Annotated in this window: 12 protein-coding genes and 1 pseudogene; 12 read left to right on the top strand and 1 reads right to left on the bottom strand. The window is 74.2% G+C overall.

The features are described from left to right. Positions 1-2 precede the first annotated feature (2 nt). Together P8T65_RS01150 and P8T65_RS01145 are read left to right on the top strand one after the other, a co-directional pair. Positions 3-1,490 (top strand): FAD-dependent oxidoreductase, encoded by a 1,488-nt coding sequence (locus P8T65_RS01150; protein ID WP_316723542.1) that lies wholly within the window; start codon positions 3-5, stop codon positions 1,488-1,490. 484 nt (positions 1,491-1,974) lie between these two features. After that, on the top strand, positions 1,975-3,510 hold the full coding sequence (locus tag P8T65_RS01145) for an FAD-dependent monooxygenase (protein ID WP_316723541.1): 1,536 nt from the start codon (positions 1,975-1,977) through the stop codon (positions 3,508-3,510). 196 nt (positions 3,511-3,706) lie between these two features. Here the strand turns inward: P8T65_RS01145 and P8T65_RS01140 are convergent, their stop codons facing one another. Beyond that, complete coding sequence (locus P8T65_RS01140) at positions 3,707-4,792, bottom strand: methyltransferase (protein ID WP_316723540.1); 1,086 nt, start codon at positions 4,790-4,792, stop codon at positions 3,707-3,709. Between the two features lie 482 nt (positions 4,793-5,274). Between P8T65_RS01140 and P8T65_RS01135 the strand changes: the two genes are divergently transcribed. The 10 genes and pseudogenes from P8T65_RS01135 to P8T65_RS01090 all read left to right on the top strand — a co-directional run bounded on the left by P8T65_RS01135 (position 5,275) and on the right by P8T65_RS01090 (position 15,946). Further along, positions 5,275-6,408, top strand: coding sequence for an inositol-3-phosphate synthase (locus tag P8T65_RS01135; protein ID WP_316723539.1), 1,134 nt, complete (start codon positions 5,275-5,277; stop codon positions 6,406-6,408). Between the two features lie 199 nt (positions 6,409-6,607). After that, a pseudogene (locus tag P8T65_RS01130) lies at positions 6,608-6,754 on the top strand (hydrolase TatD); the annotation flags it as partial. Between the two features lie 288 nt (positions 6,755-7,042). Further along, entirely contained in the window at positions 7,043-7,372 is a 330-nt protein-coding gene (locus P8T65_RS01125; protein WP_184903552.1) for a 4Fe-4S dicluster-binding protein, read from the top strand. Continuing rightward, a complete protein-coding gene (locus P8T65_RS01120; protein WP_316723538.1) occupies positions 7,369-9,285 on the top strand; it encodes a hypothetical protein in 1,917 nt (638 codons plus the stop codon). The genes P8T65_RS01125 and P8T65_RS01120 overlap by 4 nt, the downstream gene beginning before the upstream one ends. A gap of 57 nt (positions 9,286-9,342) precedes the next feature. Next, a complete protein-coding gene (locus P8T65_RS01115) occupies positions 9,343-10,743 on the top strand; it encodes an amidase family protein (protein WP_316723537.1) in 1,401 nt (466 codons plus the stop codon). 4 nt (positions 10,744-10,747) lie between these two features. Beyond that, positions 10,748-12,265 (top strand): glutamine synthetase, encoded by a 1,518-nt coding sequence (locus P8T65_RS01110; protein ID WP_316723536.1) that lies wholly within the window; start codon positions 10,748-10,750, stop codon positions 12,263-12,265. Between the two features lie 161 nt (positions 12,266-12,426). After that, the gene (purB, locus tag P8T65_RS01105) at positions 12,427-13,713 is read left to right on the top strand and encodes an adenylosuccinate lyase (protein ID WP_316723535.1); all 1,287 of its coding nucleotides are present in this window, start codon (positions 12,427-12,429) and stop codon (positions 13,711-13,713) included. Then, positions 13,697-14,101 (top strand): GNAT family N-acetyltransferase, encoded by a 405-nt coding sequence (locus P8T65_RS01100; protein ID WP_316723534.1) that lies wholly within the window; start codon positions 13,697-13,699, stop codon positions 14,099-14,101. The genes purB and P8T65_RS01100 overlap by 17 nt, the downstream gene beginning before the upstream one ends. Positions 14,102-14,225: 124 nt before the next feature. Beyond that, positions 14,226-15,017 carry a response regulator transcription factor gene (locus tag P8T65_RS01095; RefSeq protein WP_316723533.1) on the top strand — a complete coding sequence of 264 codons (792 nt, stop codon included), beginning with the start codon at positions 14,226-14,228 and terminating at the stop codon, positions 15,015-15,017. A 113-nt stretch (positions 15,018-15,130) separates the two neighbouring features. Further along, on the top strand, positions 15,131-15,946 hold the full coding sequence (locus P8T65_RS01090; protein ID WP_316723532.1) for an MFS transporter: 816 nt from the start codon (positions 15,131-15,133) through the stop codon (positions 15,944-15,946). The last annotated feature ends 190 nt before the right edge of the window (positions 15,947-16,136 follow it).

Below are 16,136 nucleotides of genomic sequence, written 5' to 3'. Positions count from 1 at the left end.
CCGTGACAGCGACACGCCTGACGGCCGATGTGGTCATCGTCGGGGCCGGTCCCGTCGGGCTGATGCTCGCCGGTGAACTGGCCCGCGACGTCAACGTGGTGCTGGTGGAGAAACGGCGCGCCCCCGACACCACGTCGCGGGCCTCCACCCTGCACGCCCGCACCATGGAGATCTTCCACAGCCGGGGCCTGATACCCGATCTCGGCGAGCCGCCGAACGAGGTGCACGGGCACTTCGGCGGCATCCCCCTGGACCTCACCCTGCCCAGCACCCACCCCGGCCAGTGGAAGGTGCAGCAGACCAAGACCGAGGCGGTCCTGGAGGAGTGGGCGCTGGCCTCGGGCGCGGAGCTGAAGTGCAAGCACGAACTGGTCGCCGTCGGCGAGGTGGGGGACTGGGTCGAACTCGAAGCCCTCGGCGACCAGGGCGTCCTGCGCCTGCGCTGCCGCTACCTGGTGGCCTGCGACGGCGAGGACAGCACCGTGCGCCGGCTGATCGGCGCCGGCTTCCCCGGCCAGGACGCCCGCCGGGAACTGCTGCGCGCCGACATCGCCGGCATCGACATCCCCGACCGGCGCTTCGAACGCCTGGAACACGGGCTCGCCATCGCCGCGCGCCGCCCCGACGGCGTGACCCGGGTGATGGTGCACGAATTCGGCTCCGGCGCCGGGCGGCGCTCCGCAGACGCCCAGTTCGAGGAGATCATCACCGTCTGGAAGCGGGTCACCGGCGAGGACATCAGCGGCGGCACCCCGCTGTGGGTCAACGCCTTCACCGACGCCTCCCGGCAGCTGACCCACTACCGGCACGGCCGGATCCTGTTCGCCGGCGACGCCGCCCACCAGAAGATGCCGATCGGCGGCCAGGCCCTCAACCTCGGCCTGCAGGACGCCTTCAACCTCGGCTGGAAACTGGCGCTGCACCTGCGCGGCAAGACCGGCGACGACCTGCTGGACACCTACCACACCGAACGGCACGCGGTGGGCCGGCGGGTCCTGGCCAACATCAGGGCCCAGGCCCACCTGCTGCTCGGCGGATACGAGGTTCAGCCGCTGCGCACCCTGCTGGCCGAACTCATCACCCAGGAGGACGTCCGCACCCACCTCGCCTCGATGATCAGCGCCCTGGACGTGCGCTACGACATCGAGGGCGAGCCCCACCCGCTGCTCGGCGCCCGCATGCCGCACACCGCCCTGCACACCGCGCACGGCCGCGTCCACCCCACCCGCCTGCTGCGCACCGGCGGCGGCGTCCTGGTCGACCTGCGCCCCGGGGCCGCCACCGAAGCGCCGGCCGGCTGGGCCGACCGGGTCAGCACGGTGGCGGTCCGCGCCGAGGACCCCGGCCTCCTCGACGGCGCCGACCGCCTGCTGCTGCGCCCCGACGGCCACATCGCCTGGGTGGGCCGGGGCGCCGCCGGCACCGGCCTGCAGCAGGCCCTGACACGCTGGTTCGGCCCGCCCAAACCGGTGCCCCGGCTGGAGTACTGAACCACCACCGTTCCTGGGGGGCTGAGCAGGAGTGAGCCCGCTCAGCCGCACGCCCCGAACGGTCTTGGGCGTACTGGTCCCCGGCGTACTCGACCCCGGGGCGGCGACACGCATCCTGTGCGTGGTCCGGGCCCGGGAGGCCAGTTCCCTCACGACCTGGCCAGATGGGTACGGCCAGAGGCGACGGGGAGGCCCCGAACCATCACTCCGGTGGAGCGGGGGCCCCGCACGCCGGCACCGTACCCGGCGTCCCAGATCGCCCGGTCACCGTAGCCCGAACAGCCCACACTGTTGCAAGCCCGGAAGCCGGCCATCACACGATCGAGCCAATTCGCCCTCGTGCGCACTTCCCGACAAGCAGTTGGCAACCCCCACACCCCCTGCAGCCTTGCCGTTTTCCTCTTTCCTCTCCCCGCCCCGCCGGTGACCGCCACCCCCCTTGCCGGGCCCGACATGATCCAGCAGCCAGGAAGGAACAACCCCTATGGAACCCGTGGAAGGCACCGCGACCGACACCGACGTCATCGTCGTCGGGGCCGGCCCGACCGGACTGATGCTCGCCGGTGAACTGCGCCTGGGCGGGGCCCGTGTGGTCGTGATCGAGAAGCTCGCCGCCCCCACCGGGCAGTCCCGCGGCCTGGGCTTCACCGCCCGCGCCATGGAGACCTTCGACCAGCGCGGCCTGCTGCCCCGCTTCGGGCAGGGCGAGAGCCTGGAGACCAGCCCCATGGGCCACTTCGGCGGCACCGTCTTCGACTTCACCGTGCTGCCCGACGCCCACTTCGGCGCCCGGGGCATCCCCCAGGGCGACACCGAGGCGGTGCTGGAGGCCTGGGCGGCCGAGAGGGGCGCCGACATCCGGCGCGGCTGGGAATTCGTCTCCCTGGCCGGCGGCCACCTCGACGGCGACACCGTCGAGATCACCGTCCGCACCCCCCAAGGCGAGCAGCGCACGCTGCGCGCCGCCTACCTGGTGGGCTGCGACGGCGGCGCCAGCCGGGTGCGCCGGGCCGCCGGTTTCGACTTCCCCGGCAGCGACGCCCGGCGCGGCATGTACCTCGCCGACATCACCGGCGTCCACCTGCGCGCCCGTCACCTGGGGGAGCGCTACCCGGGCGGCATGGTGATGTCCGCCCCGCTCACCGAGGACGTCTGGCGCATCATCGTCTGCCCCGACGGCCAGCCCGCCCACGACCGCGAGCGCACCGTCACCTACGCGGAGGTCGCCCAGGCCTGGCGGCACATCACCGGCGAGGACATCGGCGCCGGCAGCGCCTCCTGGGTGAGCTCCTTCACCGACGCCACCCGCCAGGCCTCCGAATACCGGCGCGGCCGTGTCCTCCTGGCCGGCGACGCCGCCCACATCCACCTGCCCGCCGGCGGCCAGGGCCTGAGCACCGGCGTGCAGGACGCGGCGAACCTCGGCTGGAAACTGGCCGCCGTGCTCCGCGGCGACGCCGGCGAGGCACTGCTGGACACCTACCACGACGAACGCCACGCGGCCGGCCGCCGCCTGCTGATGAACACCCGCGCCCAGGGCACCGTCTACCTCGGCGGCGCCGAGTCCGAGCCGCTGCGCGAACTGTTCACCGAACTCATCGCCCACGACGACGTCAAACGCCACCTGGCCGGCCTGGTCAGCCACCTCGACATCCACTACGACCTGTCCGTGCCCGGCGAACCCGAAGCACCGGCCCACCCCCTGACGGGCCGCCGGATGCCTCCGCGCCTGCTGATCGGCACTGCCGGCGAGATGCGTGTCGCGCAACTGCTGCACACCGCCCGCGGCGTCCTGCTGGACCTGGCCGACGACGCGGAGACCCGCCGCGCGGCGGCCGGCCGGGAAGACCGGGTCGACGTCGTCACCGCGACACTGAAGCCCGCCGACGGGCCCGATGCGCTGGCCACTACCACGGCCGTCCTGATCCGCCCCGACGGGTACGTGGCCTGGGCGGGCGACGGTGCCACGACGGCCGGCCTGGAGCCGGCGCTGCGGCACTGGTTCGGCCCGGCCCGCTGACCGGCGGGCAGCAGGGCCGGGCGGCCGCGGCGGGGCACCTGGTGACGGGGTGCCCCGCCGCGCCGCGCCCACGGCCCGCCGCGCGGGGGACGCCCCCGCCGACGGCAACGGCCCCGCCGTATACGGCAACGGCCCCCGCGGTGCCCTCGATCAGGGCGCCGCGGGGGCCGTACGACGTGCCGGTGTGCCGGGCCGGTCAGATGGGGATCGCCTCGACGATCGAGACCGTCGAGGCCGTCTCCACCACACGCTCCAGGCGGAAGCCGGCGCGCAGGAGCAGGTCGGCGTACTGGGCGGCGGTGCGTTCCCTGCCGCCGACCAGCAGCATCAGCCACAGGTCGACGAGCTTGCCCGAGTGCGGCTCGTCGCCGTCCTGCGGGATCACCATCTCCACCAGCAGCAGACGGCCGTCGGGCCGGATCGCGGACCGGACGTTGCGCAGGATCTGCAGCGCCTGCTCCTCGGGCCAGTCGTGGACGATGTGCTTGAGCACATAGGCGTCCCCGCCCTCCACCACCGGGTCGAACAGCCCGCCGGCATGGGTGGTGCAGCGGTCGGCGACGCCCTGCCCGGCGAGGAACCCGGCCGCGCCGTTGCCCTCCACCCGCGGGTCGGACAGGATGCCCCGGACCCCGGGTGCCTGCCGCAGGATGCCCGAGAGCAGCCCGCCGCGTCCGCCGCAGAAGTCGACGACCGTGTGGAAGCGCGAGAAGTCGTAGGCGGCGACGACCGGTCCGGTCTCGGTGTCGGACATGTTGCCCATGCCCCGGATGAACACCTCGCCGTACTGCGGGTTCTGCTCCAGGTACTCGAAGGCACCCATCCCGCGGTGCTTGGGCAGGCTCGGCTCGCCGGTGACGACCGAGTCCAGCAGACGGCTCCAGTCCTCCCAGTGCGTGGGGTGGCCCATCAGGACGGCGATGTCACGCATCGTCATGGGGTGGTCGGCACGCAACGCGTCGGCCATCGGTGTCAGTTCCCAGGTCCCGTCCGGGCGTGAGGCGAAGACACCGTGCGAGGCGAGCAGCCGCAGCACCCGGCCCAGGGCGTCGGCGTCGGCGCCGGTCCGCTCGGCGAGGTGCTCGACACCGAGCGGACCGTCCGCGAGCTCCTCGGCGACCCGCAGCCGTGCCACGACATACAGCGCCTGCGTGACCATGGACCCCATGGCCAGTTCCAGCAGGGCGAACGGCGCAGGCGCCAGCTGACGGCTCTGCCGCTGCAGATCCGCACGGGCCTTCTCCGCTTCCCGGACGACGTGCGGGGGCGGCAGTTCGGGCATCAGATTCCTCCAGGACAGGGGCGGGAAAAGAAAGGCCCCGACCGCCGGAAGGGACCAGGCCACCACGGTAGGGACGGGCCTTGGCGCAGCCCTGGAGAGCGACTCGGACACCGCTGGAGTTTCGGCGCACCGGTTTGACAACGCCCCCAGGAGCCCGCCCGCACGACCACACCGGCCCCTTTCCCGCCGGCCATGAACGGGATCCTCCGCTCCCGCCCCGGCCGCAGCACACCCCCACCCCCCGCCCCCGACGCGGAGGCGTCCCGTGCCCACCGGCCGCGGCCCCACGCCCGCACGCCCGCCGCGACGCCGCCGGGGTCCGCGGGGCAGGCCCCGGGGGGCGCGCATCACATCCGGCGCAGAGCGGCTCGCGGCCCGCTCGACGCGCGCCGGAGAACGACGCCCGCCCGCCGGGCCGCTCGGCATTCTGACCGGGCATCCGCTTGCCGCCCCGCCCCGACCGACACTCATGGAGGCTGCCTGTGTCCCCTCACCCGAAGACTCCCGCCGCCCCCGCGCCGACCGGCGTGTGGCTGATCGGGGCGCGCGGATCGCTCGCCACGACGGCGATCGCCGGCTGCGCCGCGCTGACGGCCGGCCTGATACCGCCCACGGGCCTGGTCACCGAGACCGAGGCATTCGCCGACAGCGGCCTGCCCCCGCTGCCCTCGCTGGTCTTCGGCGGCCACGACACGGCCGCGACCCCGCTGGCCAAACGGGCGGAGGACCTCGCCGCCCAAGGGGTGCTGCCGCACTGGATGCCGGCCGCGGTCCGGGAGGAACTGGCCGCCGCCGAGAGGCGGATCCGCCCCGGGGTGCCCCTGCCCGGCGACGGACGCGGCCACGAGGAGCTGACCGGCGTCCTCGCCGGGCACCTGCGGGAGTTCGCGCACACCACCGGCGCGGCCCGCACCGTCGTGGTGAACGTCGCCACCACCGAACCGGCCCCCCAGCCCGGCGGCTGGCCCGCCAGCTCCCTGTACGCGGCAGCCGCCCTGCGCGTGGGCTGTTCCTACGTCAACTTCACGCCCTCGACCGGGCTGCGCCACCCCCAGCTCGCCGTGACCGCGCCGGTGACGGGCCTGCCGTACGCCGGCCGGGACGGCAAGACCGGGCAGACGCTGCTCCGCTCGGTCCTGGGGCCGATGTTCGCCCAGCGGGCGCTCGCCGTGCGGGCCTGGTCCGGCACCAACCTGCTGGGCGGCGGTGACGGGGCCTCGCTCGCCGACCCGGCCGCGGCGGCGGCGAAGAACGCCGGCAAGGAGCGGGTCCTCACCGACACCCTCGGCACGACGCCCGAGGGCGAGGTGCACATCGACGACGTACCGGCGCTCGGTGACTGGAAGACCGCCTGGGACCACGTCGCCTTCGACGGCTTCCTCGAAACCCGCATGGTCCTGCAGACGATCTGGCAGGGCTGCGACTCGGCCCTGGCCGCCCCGCTGGTGCTGGACCTGGCCCGGCTGCTGGCCCGCGCCCATGAACGCGGCCTGTCCGGCCCGCGCCCCGAACTCGCCTTCTACTTCAAGGACGCCGACCCCGGCGCCCCGGCCTCCCTGGCCGAGCAGTACACCCACCTGCTCGCCTTCGCCGAACGCCTGAAGGACCCCCGATAAGCACACCGAAAGAACCGACGGAGCCGACGGAGCCGACAGAACCGGCGGGACCGGCGGGACCGGCGGGACCGGCGGGAGTGGTGGGACCGGCGTGCGGGCCGGTGCCGGCACGCTCGCCTCGCGGCCGCCCGCCCGCCCCGCGGCCGGGGACACCGTGCGGGCCCGGGCCGACCCGTTCAGGCTCCCGGCGCTCCTGACCGTGGACCTCGTGCTGTGGCGCAACCCGGTCGCCTTCTACTCCCTCTCCGGCCGTCTCGACCTCTGCCTCACCGCCACCGGGCCCACCCACCAGGGCAACTCCGTGCTGCGCGGCACACCCGCCCGCCCGATCCCCGCCGGGCGGTGAACGGTGTGTTTCCTCCGCCACGACGGCAGCGCCGTCCACCTCGCCCACCGCACCGGCGCGCACCCCGCCGAGGACCTCGACGGCGTCCTGGCCCCCCTCGGCGACCACTGCGCACCGCCTCCGCCACGGGCTGCTGCTCCAGCCGGCGGGCCTGACCGGAATCAGCCCCTCCCCGGGGCTCGACCCGGTCTTTAACTCAGCTCAGGGACCGGTCTAGATACGTCCCGGAACATCAAGGGCGTCCGACTCCGGCTGTGGTCAAGACGACTCACGAAAAAGGTCTCCGCCGTGAAAAAGATCGCCTCGTCGGCCGCGCTGTCCGGGCGGGCCGAACGGATCACCGAACGCGCCCGCCCCGACAACTGGAAGAAGCCGCCCCGCCGCATCGAGAAGTCCGAGTGCATCACCTGCGACACCTGCCTGCGCAGCTGCCCCGCGGAGTTCGGGGCCATCTTCGACCGCGGCCTGGACGTGGTGATCATCCCCGAGCTGTGCTCGGGATGCCCCGCGTGCGTGCTGGAGTGCCCCGTCGACTGCATCTACGTCGACGAGGACTGGACGCCGACCGACGAGGCGATGTGGAACCACATCGGGCTGACCGCCGAGGAAACCCCATGAGAGGCCAGGAACGGGCCGAGACCCGCCGCGCCGCCAACGCCCGCAAACGGATCAGCCGCCGCCCCAGCCGGCTCGGCATCCCGGCCGGCACCCAGACACCCGACCACGCCTTCGACCCGGACGCCGGCTTCCCCGGGCTGCTGAAGGACACCTGGCACCGCGCCGAACAGGCCGCCGACCTGCGCTCGTTCGTCGAGGTGCTGCTGAGTCTCGACGGGCACGTCCCCGCCGACGTGCAGCTGCGCGCGCTCGGCGGCGCCGAGGAGGCCGCGCTGCAGGCACTGTGCGGGGTGTCCTGGCGGGAGGAGAACACCCCCGCGCCGGCGCCGGCCCCGCGGGAGGAGCGGGAGGCCGCCTTCCTCGGCGAGATCGGGCTGTCCACCGGCGGCCGCATCAGGGTGCGCGTGCCCGGGAGCGACCCCCTCGGCCGGCCCGAACTGGTCGGCCGGCCACGGCAGGTGGCGTGGCCGGCCCGCACCCTGCGGACCTACCAGGAACTGCTGCGGCACGCCGCCGCACGCGAGGACCGCTCGGCCGCCGACTGCCGCACCTGGCTGCACCAGCAGGGCGAACAGGGCCGTCAGGAACTGCTGGAGCAGGCCAAGGAAGCGGCCCTGCGCACCGCCCCGTTCGTGCTGTACCAGCAGGACAAGCTGTACACGAACTTCCGCGGCCCCAACAATCTCACCGGCAAGACCCTGTGGCCCGGCCACCCCGACTGCACCCTGAGCGACCTTCAGCAAAGGCCGCTGGACCTGTGGTCCGACAGCGAGGTGCAGCTGCTGGTCTGCCTCACCCTGCTCATCCGCTCGGCCGGCCCCGGCCGGGTGGAGGAGGCCAACGGCACCCAGCTGACCGTCGGCCACGTCGCCCACATGCTGGAGCGGATCCGCCGCGGCTACAACAGCGTGCTGGGCGGCGAGACCATCCCCCCGGCCGCCTCACAGGACATCCGCGCGCTGGACGCCCTCGCCGTCGCCCTGCGCGCACACCGCCCCGCCACCCAGCGCGGCGCCCAGCTCTACCGCGAGATCCACGGCGCGCTCATGCACAAGATCGAGCGGGTGGCCGCCGCCCCCGGGCAGCGGGCCCGCGCCCGCGAGGACGCCGTTTGCGCCCGGCTGGCCGAGAGGCTTCCGCTGGCCGGTACCACCCTGGCCGAACTCGGCGACCGGCTCGCCGCATCCCCCGACTGGCTCGCCGACCCGCACGGCGACTTCGAAACCGGCCTGGAATCCCTCGTCTACGAGACGGTCGCGGCGACCACCGAGGCGTTCGAGGCCGACTTCACCATGAGCCGCGGCATGCGGTCGCTGCCCGAACTGATCTCGGCCCTGCGCGAGGAACGCTGGGCGGAGATCTGCGACTGGGACATCACCCGCTTCTTCTGCTGCGTGGTCCCCAGCCCCGAGGCACGCCGCCACTTCGGCGGCTCCCCGGCCGCCCTCGCCGACGCGGCCTGGGCCATGTCCTCGCGCATGCAGTACAACTCCTGGCACTTCATCGCCGGCAACCTGCCCCGCGAACCCGAGGTGAGGGCCCGCGACCACTTCGTGCCCCCCACCATCCCCGACATCTCCTTCCACTCCGACCAGCACCACCACGGGCACGTCAACAACAACGTGCGGTTCGCGCTGCGCACCCCGCAGACGGTCGAGGTCGACGGACACCGCTTCCACGGCTTCATGGACCTCAGGCTGCTGCGCTGCGCCGGCGAACCCTTCGACGAGCAGGACCTGCTCGCCGCGCACCGCGTGTCGGCGTTCGTCGCCCGCGCCACGAGCCTCGCCGCCGCCATGGCCGCAGCCGGCCGGCCCGTCGAGGTCACCGCGTTCGACTCCCCGTGGCACTGGTCGGCCATCGCGGGCGGCACCGACGCCACCGCCGCCGGGCAGGTCCGCCGTGCGTCCTGACCCCCGCGGCGGACCCCGCCCGCTCCCCGGACCCCGGCGCTCTTCGAGGACAGCCCGATGACCGCCCGCAGCATCAGCCACCTCAAGGACCTCCTCTCCCGAGGAGAGCTCACCGTCGTCGACCACGTCCGCTCCGTCCTGGCCGACATCCGCGAACGCGACACCCTGGGCGCCTACGTCGCCGCCGGCGGCGAGGAGGCCCTCAAAGCCGCCGAGCAGGCCGACGCCCGTATCCGCGAACGCGGCCGCGAGGCCTGGTGGGAACAGCCGCTGCTGGGCGTCACCGTCTCCGTCAAGGACCTGCTGCAGACCCGGGACCTGCCCACCACCCGCGGCTCGCTGCTGCCCAACGACCGGCCCCGCGAGGACGCCCCGGCCGTCGCCCGGCTGCGCGCGGCCGGCGCCGTCGTGGTCGGCAAGACCACCACCTCCGAGTTCGGCTGGAGCGCCTCCACCGTCGGCCGCGTCGCCCCGCCCACCCGCAACCCCTACGACCCGCGGCTGACCGCCGGCGGCTCCAGCGGAGGCGCCGGCGCCGCGGTCGCCGCCGGACTGTGCGAGGGGGCGCTGGGCACCGACGGGTCCGGCTCCATCCGCATCCCGGCCGCGTTCTGCGGCGTCGTGGGCTACAAGCCCTCCTACGGCCGGGTGCCCTACTGGCCCAACGGCGCCGACCGCCTCGCCCACCAGGGCCCCCTCGCCGCCGGCGTCGCCGACGTGGGCCTGCTCGGCCAGGTCATCGCCGGCCCCCACCCCACCGATCCCGACTCCGGACTCGGCTCCCTGGACTCCCCGCGCGACCTGCGGGCCCTCAGGATCGGCTGGATCGAGTACGAGGGCACCGACGAGGAGATCCGCCGCGTCACCGAACAGGGCAGACAGGCACTGCTGGCCGAGGGGCACCGCGTCGAGGACGTCGAGGTGCGCTGCCAGAACCTCTACCCGGCCGTCGTCGACATCCTCGCCGCCACCGAGGCCGCCGGCACCCCGCCGGAGATCGAGTCCTTCTGCGACCCCGGCCGCCTGGAGATCGTCCGCCACGGCCGCACCCTCAGCGGTGTACGCGTCATCCGGGCCGAGGAGGTGCGCCAGAACCTGCGCGCCACCCTGCGCTCGGTCATGGACCGCTACGACCTGCTCGCCATGGCCACCGTGCCCGTCGAACCGTTCGCCGCCGACGCCGTCGGACCGCCCTGGGCGGCCGACCCGCGCGACCTGATGTGGCTGGCCTGGGCACCCGCCTCCTACCCGTACAACATGACCGGCCAGCCGGCCGTGTCCCTGCCCGCCGGACCGACCCGCTCCGGACTCCCGGCCGGACTCCAGCTCGTCGGCCCGGTCGGCGCCGACGACCTCGTCCTGACCGTGGCCCGCCGCCTGGAGGCGATGCTGCCGCCGCTGCCGCGCCCGCCCGTGCCCGACCTCACCCCCGCCGTCACCGGCGAAAGGACGCTCTGAAGCCATGTATGCCAGGTCATGGTCCGTCCCCGTCGCCGAAGGCGGCGCCGGACGCCCGTCGTTCGTCACCGACCACGGGCTGTGGGACGCCGCCCAGCAGGACGCCGCCGAACGCCTCGAAGCAGCCCTGGACGACGTCGACCTCGTGCGCGTCGCCTTCGCCGACCCGCACGGACTCGCCCGCTCCAAGACCCTCACCGCACAGGCCTTCCGCGGCGTGCTGCAGGGCGGCATGAACTTCAGCCCCGGCCCGTTCCTGTTCGACACCGGGCACGCCGTCGCCGTCGACTTCCGCGGCGAGCACGGCATCGGCGTCGACGAGATCACCGGCGCCGGCAACTTCGTCCTGGTGCCCGACCCGCTGACCTTCCAGGTGCTGCCCGGCCCCGGCCCGCGCACCGCCTGGGTGATCGGCGACGAGTACCTGCGCGACGGCACCGAGCACCCGCTGTCCGCACGGGCCGTCCTGCGCCGCGTCCTGGCCGCCTACACCGACCGCCGGCTCACCCCCGTGCTCGGCCTGGAGGTCGAGTGGTACCTCACCCGCCGCCTCGACGACGAGGCCGGCAACGAGGGCAACGGCTTCGGCCTGCAGGGCCGAGCCCCGCGCGTGTGCGCCGTCAACGCCGGCTACCAGTTCAACCTGGACGCCGCCTACGACACCGTCGCCCCCGTCACCGACCCGCTCGCCCTGGACCTGCTCGCCCTGGGCCTGCCCCTTCGCTCGATGGAGCACGAGTCGGGCCCCGGCCAGGTGGAGACCACCTTCAGCCCCATGACGGCCATGGACACCGCCGACGCGATGCTGCTGTTCCGCACCCACACCAAGCGGTTCTGCGCCCGCCGCGGCCACCACGCCTCCTTCATGTCCCAGCCGCTGCTGGCCGCCGCCGACCCCAGCGGCTGGCACCTGAACCAGTCCATCGTGGAGAGCGCCACCGGCCGCAACGTCTTCTCCGCCGAGGGCTTCTCCGGCGGACTGTCCCCGCAGGGCAAGGCATACGCCGAGGGCCTCATGTCCTGGGCCCGCGAGCTGTGCCTGCTGTCGGTGCCCACCGTCAACGGCTACCGCCGCCTGGCCGCCGAGCACGCCCTGGCCCCCACCCGCGTCGGCTACAGCGTGGAGGACCGCACCGCCATGCTCCGCCTGGTCGGCAGCGGCGCCGGCGCCCACATCGAGAACCGCATGGGCGAGCCGTGCGCCAACCCCTATCTCAACATCGCCGCCCAGCTGTTCGCCGGCCTCACCGGCCTGACCGCCACCCCGGCCACAACCGGGGCCGGGGCCGGGGCCGGGCCGGACGACGGACCCGGCCAAGTGGTGCCCCAGCACCTGCGCCAGGCCCTGGAAGCCTTCACCGGCGGCCGCGCCGACCGCCTCCTGGGCGCCCCGCTGACCGCCTGCCTGACCAGGCTCAAGGAGAGCGAACTGCGCCGCTACGAGGCCTGGACCACACACGCCGCACCCACCCCGGGCCAGGTCACCGAGTGGGAGCAGCGCGAGTACTTCGGAGCGTACTGAGGGAGCGCTGCCGAAGCCGGGCCCGGTGCGGGGGCGCGGACACACCCCCGCACCGGGCCCCAGCCCCACACCCCTTCCCCGCCCCCTATTACGGCGTAACGGCGCGCGGCGGACTGCTGCCCTGGCCCCTTCTCCCCACCACCCCCGGACGAAGGCCGACGATGATTCCTCGCTACACCCTGCCCGAGATGGCCGACCTGTTCACCGACCAGTCGCGCTACGCCACCTGGGTCGAGGTCGAGATCCTCGCCACCGAGGCCCAGGTGGAACTCGGCCGCGTACCCCGGCAGGCCCTGGAGGACATGCGCCGCGCGCCCGTCCCGCTCGCCGCCCGCGTCGCCGAGATCGAGAAGGAACGCGACCACGAGGTGCTGTCCTTCCTCGCCGCCTACTGCGAGCCGATCCCGCAGGACTCCGCCCGCTTCGTCCACCTCGGCATGACCAGCTACGACCTGGTCGACACCGCCCTCGGCCACACCCTGGCCCGCGCCACCGACCTGCTCATCACCGCCGCCCGGCGGCTGCGGCGCGTCCTGGCCGAGCGGGCCCTGGAACACTGGGACACCGTCATGGTGGCCCGCACCCACGGCATCCACGCCGAGCCCACCACGTTCGGGCACAAACTCGGCGGCTACGCCTTCGCCGCCGACCGCTCCCTGGCCCGGCTGACCGCCGCCCGCCAGGCCGTGGCCGTCGGCACGGTCTCCGGCTCGGTCGGCACCTACTCCCTGATCGACCCGGCCGTCGAGGCCCATGTGTGCCGGGCGCTCGGCCTGGGCGTGGAGCCCGTGCCCAGCCAGGTCGTCGCCCGCGACCGGCACGCCCAGCTCCTGCAGGCGGTCGCCGCGCTCGGCGCCTGCGTCGAACAGGTCGCCCTGGAACTGCGGCTGCTGCAGCGCACCGAGGTCCGTGAGGTCGAGGAGCCCCGGGCCGGCGCCTACCAGGGCTCCAGCGCCATGCCGCACAAGCGCAACCCCACCACCAGCGAGCGGCTGTGCGGGCTGGCCCGCCTGCTGCGCGGCTACGCCTCCGCCGCGCTGGAGAACGTGGCGCTGTGGCACGAGCGGGACCTCGCCCACCAGTCGGTGGAACGGGTCGTCCTGCCCGACAGCCTGTGCGTGGGCCACTTCCAGGCGACGAAGGCGGCCGAACTGGTGCAGGCGCTGACCGTGCACCCCGAACGCATGCGCGCGCACCTCGACGCCACCGACGGCCTGATCTACTCCTCGCCGGTCCTCGCCGACCTGCTGGGCGAGGGCGTCGAACGCGAGCGGGCCTACCGTTCGGTGCAGGCCGCGGCGAACCGGACGATCGCCACCGGCGAGCACTTCTCCGCCACGCTCGCCCACGAGGGCATCGACCTGCCCGCGCTCGGACCCGAGCGCTTCCTCACCCACCACGACGTGGTGCGCAGCCGATTGGAGATCCTTCGTGACCTGGACGATTGAGCGGGTGGAGGGCGCCGCCCTGGACCTGGACGAGGTGCTGGAGGTGTACCGCTGCTCCGGCCTGGGCGAGCGGCGCCCGGCCGACGACCGCGAGCGGATGGCGGCGATGGTGCGCAACGCCAACCTCGTCCTGGTCGCCCGTGAAGCCGACGGCACGCTCGTCGGCATCGCCCGCAGCGTGTCCGACTTCTCCTACGTCACCTACCTGTCCGACATCGCGGTGGCGGACACCCACCAGCGCTCCGGCATCGGCCGCGCCCTGATCGACGCCACCCGCAAGCAGGCCCCGACGGCGAAGATCGTGCTGCTGTCGGCGCCGGCCGCCACGCAGTACTACCCGCACATCGGTTTCACCGCCCACCACTCGGCGTGGGTGCTGAACCCGTAGGACCACGGACGACCGGACCACCGGTCACCGCCTGGACACGGCCACGTATCCGGGCTTCAGCCGGACTCGACCGCCGGTGCCTACGGTCGGGAGCGGACCGCCGCGCAGGACCCTTGGGGGAGGCATGAGCCAGATGACGACGGCACAGACGCTGCCGGAGATTCACACACCCGCCCCGCAGCCGGTTCGCCCGGCCGACGGCGTACCCGGGGCCCCCATGGCCTCCATGGCCGCCCCGGCCTTTGCCGCGGCCCCGGTCTCCACGGCGGTGCGCGTCCTGGTGGTGGACCCCGACCTCGGCGACCCCCTGATCGCCCAGCTGCGCCGGCACGGCCACCAACCCGTCGGCGTCACCCGCGGCGGCGCGGCGCTGCAGGCCTACGGTGACGCCGACCTGGTGCTGCTCGCGCTGGAACTGCCCGACCTGGACGGGCTGGAGGTGTGCCGCGCCATCCGCTCGGCCAGCCGCGTCCCCGTCATCATCGTCACCGCCCGCCACTCGGAACTGGACTGTGTCCTGGGCCTGCAGGCCGGCGCCGACGACTACGTCACCAAGCCCTACGGGATGCGCGAGCTGATGGCCCGCATCGAGGCCGTGATGCGCCGCACCCGGTGGCAGCCCAGCACCCTCGAGGAGATCCGGCACGGCTCGCTGCGCATCGACGTCAACTCCCGCGAGGTCACCGTGGACGGCGTCGGCGTGACCCTCACCCGCAAGGAGTTCGACCTGCTGTGCCTGCTCGCCTCGCACCCCGAGACGGTCATCCCGCGCAAGCAGCTGCTCCACCGGGTCTGGGGTGACACATGGTCACGCCGCACGGTGGACACCCACGTCAGCAGCCTGCGCGGCAAACTCGGCGCCAGCGGCTGGATCGTGACCGTGCGCGGGGTCGGCTTCAGACTCGGGCACGGCTGAACCCCGCCCCGCCCCTGCACCCGGCCTCGACGCGCCCTTGAGCGGCCCTTGCTGTACTGCCTGCCGCGCGCGGTGGCGCCGACGACGAGCCGGGGGAGAGGGGGTGGGTCCGGTTGCCTCAGCGACCGGCACGTGACCCGCTGCGCCCGCACGACACCACAGCCACGCCGCGCACACCCCTCGTGGCCGCCGTACGGCGCACTGCGCCGACGGCAGCCGTACGGCGCGCCGGGCCCATGGTGCGCCGCCACGCCGTGAGTCTGCTGCTGCCCCCGCTCGTCCTGGCGATCCTGTTCTGCCAGCTGGACGTGTCCGCGGCGCGCGGCGGTCCGTCGTGGGCGGCCACCGGGGCGCCGCTGGTGACGGCCGCCGCCCTGCCCGCCCTCGGGGCCCTCGCCGACCGGCACGGCCGCCGCCGCGCCGTGATCGGCTCCCTCGCCCTCCTCGTGGCGGGCACGCTGCTCGGTGCCGCCGCCCGGGACGCGGGCCCGCTGCTCGCCGCACGTGTCGTCCAGGGCCTGGGGACGGGCGGGGCGACGGCCGGTGTGGTGGCGCTGTTCGCCGAACGCCTCCCCGCCCGCGAACGGGGCCCGTACCTGGCCACCCTCGTCGGTGCGACCGTACTGGCCCTGTCCACCGGCCGCCTGGCCGACGTCACGCTCGCCACCCACCTGTGGGTGCCCTGGGCCACCGTCTGCCTCGGCGCGCTGGCCCTCGCCCCGGCCGCGGCCCTGCCCCCGCCGCTTCACGACAGGGCCTGCGGCGACTACCGCCGCGCGGCCCTGCTGCTGCTCGCCGTCACCGCCCTGGTCCACCTCACGACCCGCGCCCGTACCACCCCCGCCCCGGCCGTGGACGGCGCGGTGCAGCTGCTCCTCGGCGCCCTCGGCCGGCTGACCTCCCTGCTGCCCGGCCTCCCCGCCGTCTGACGTTTTCTCGGCATCGCTGCCTCCACCACCGTCCCACCCTCGTTTGAGCGCCTCGGCCGACCGTGGCGGCGGAGCAGGCAGACGTCGCCGACGGCACGCGCGCGCCCCGCTCCGCCCGGAACCCTCAGGAAGAGGTCTGTCCTTGTGAGCAGCGGACGTGTGACTCCACCCATGCGTAAACGCGCGGGCT

The sequence above is a fragment of the Streptomyces sp. 11x1 genome, assembly GCF_032598905.1.
GTDB lineage: Bacteria > Actinomycetota > Actinomycetes > Streptomycetales > Streptomycetaceae > Streptomyces.
This window is presented reverse-complemented; position numbering and strand designations above follow the sequence as displayed.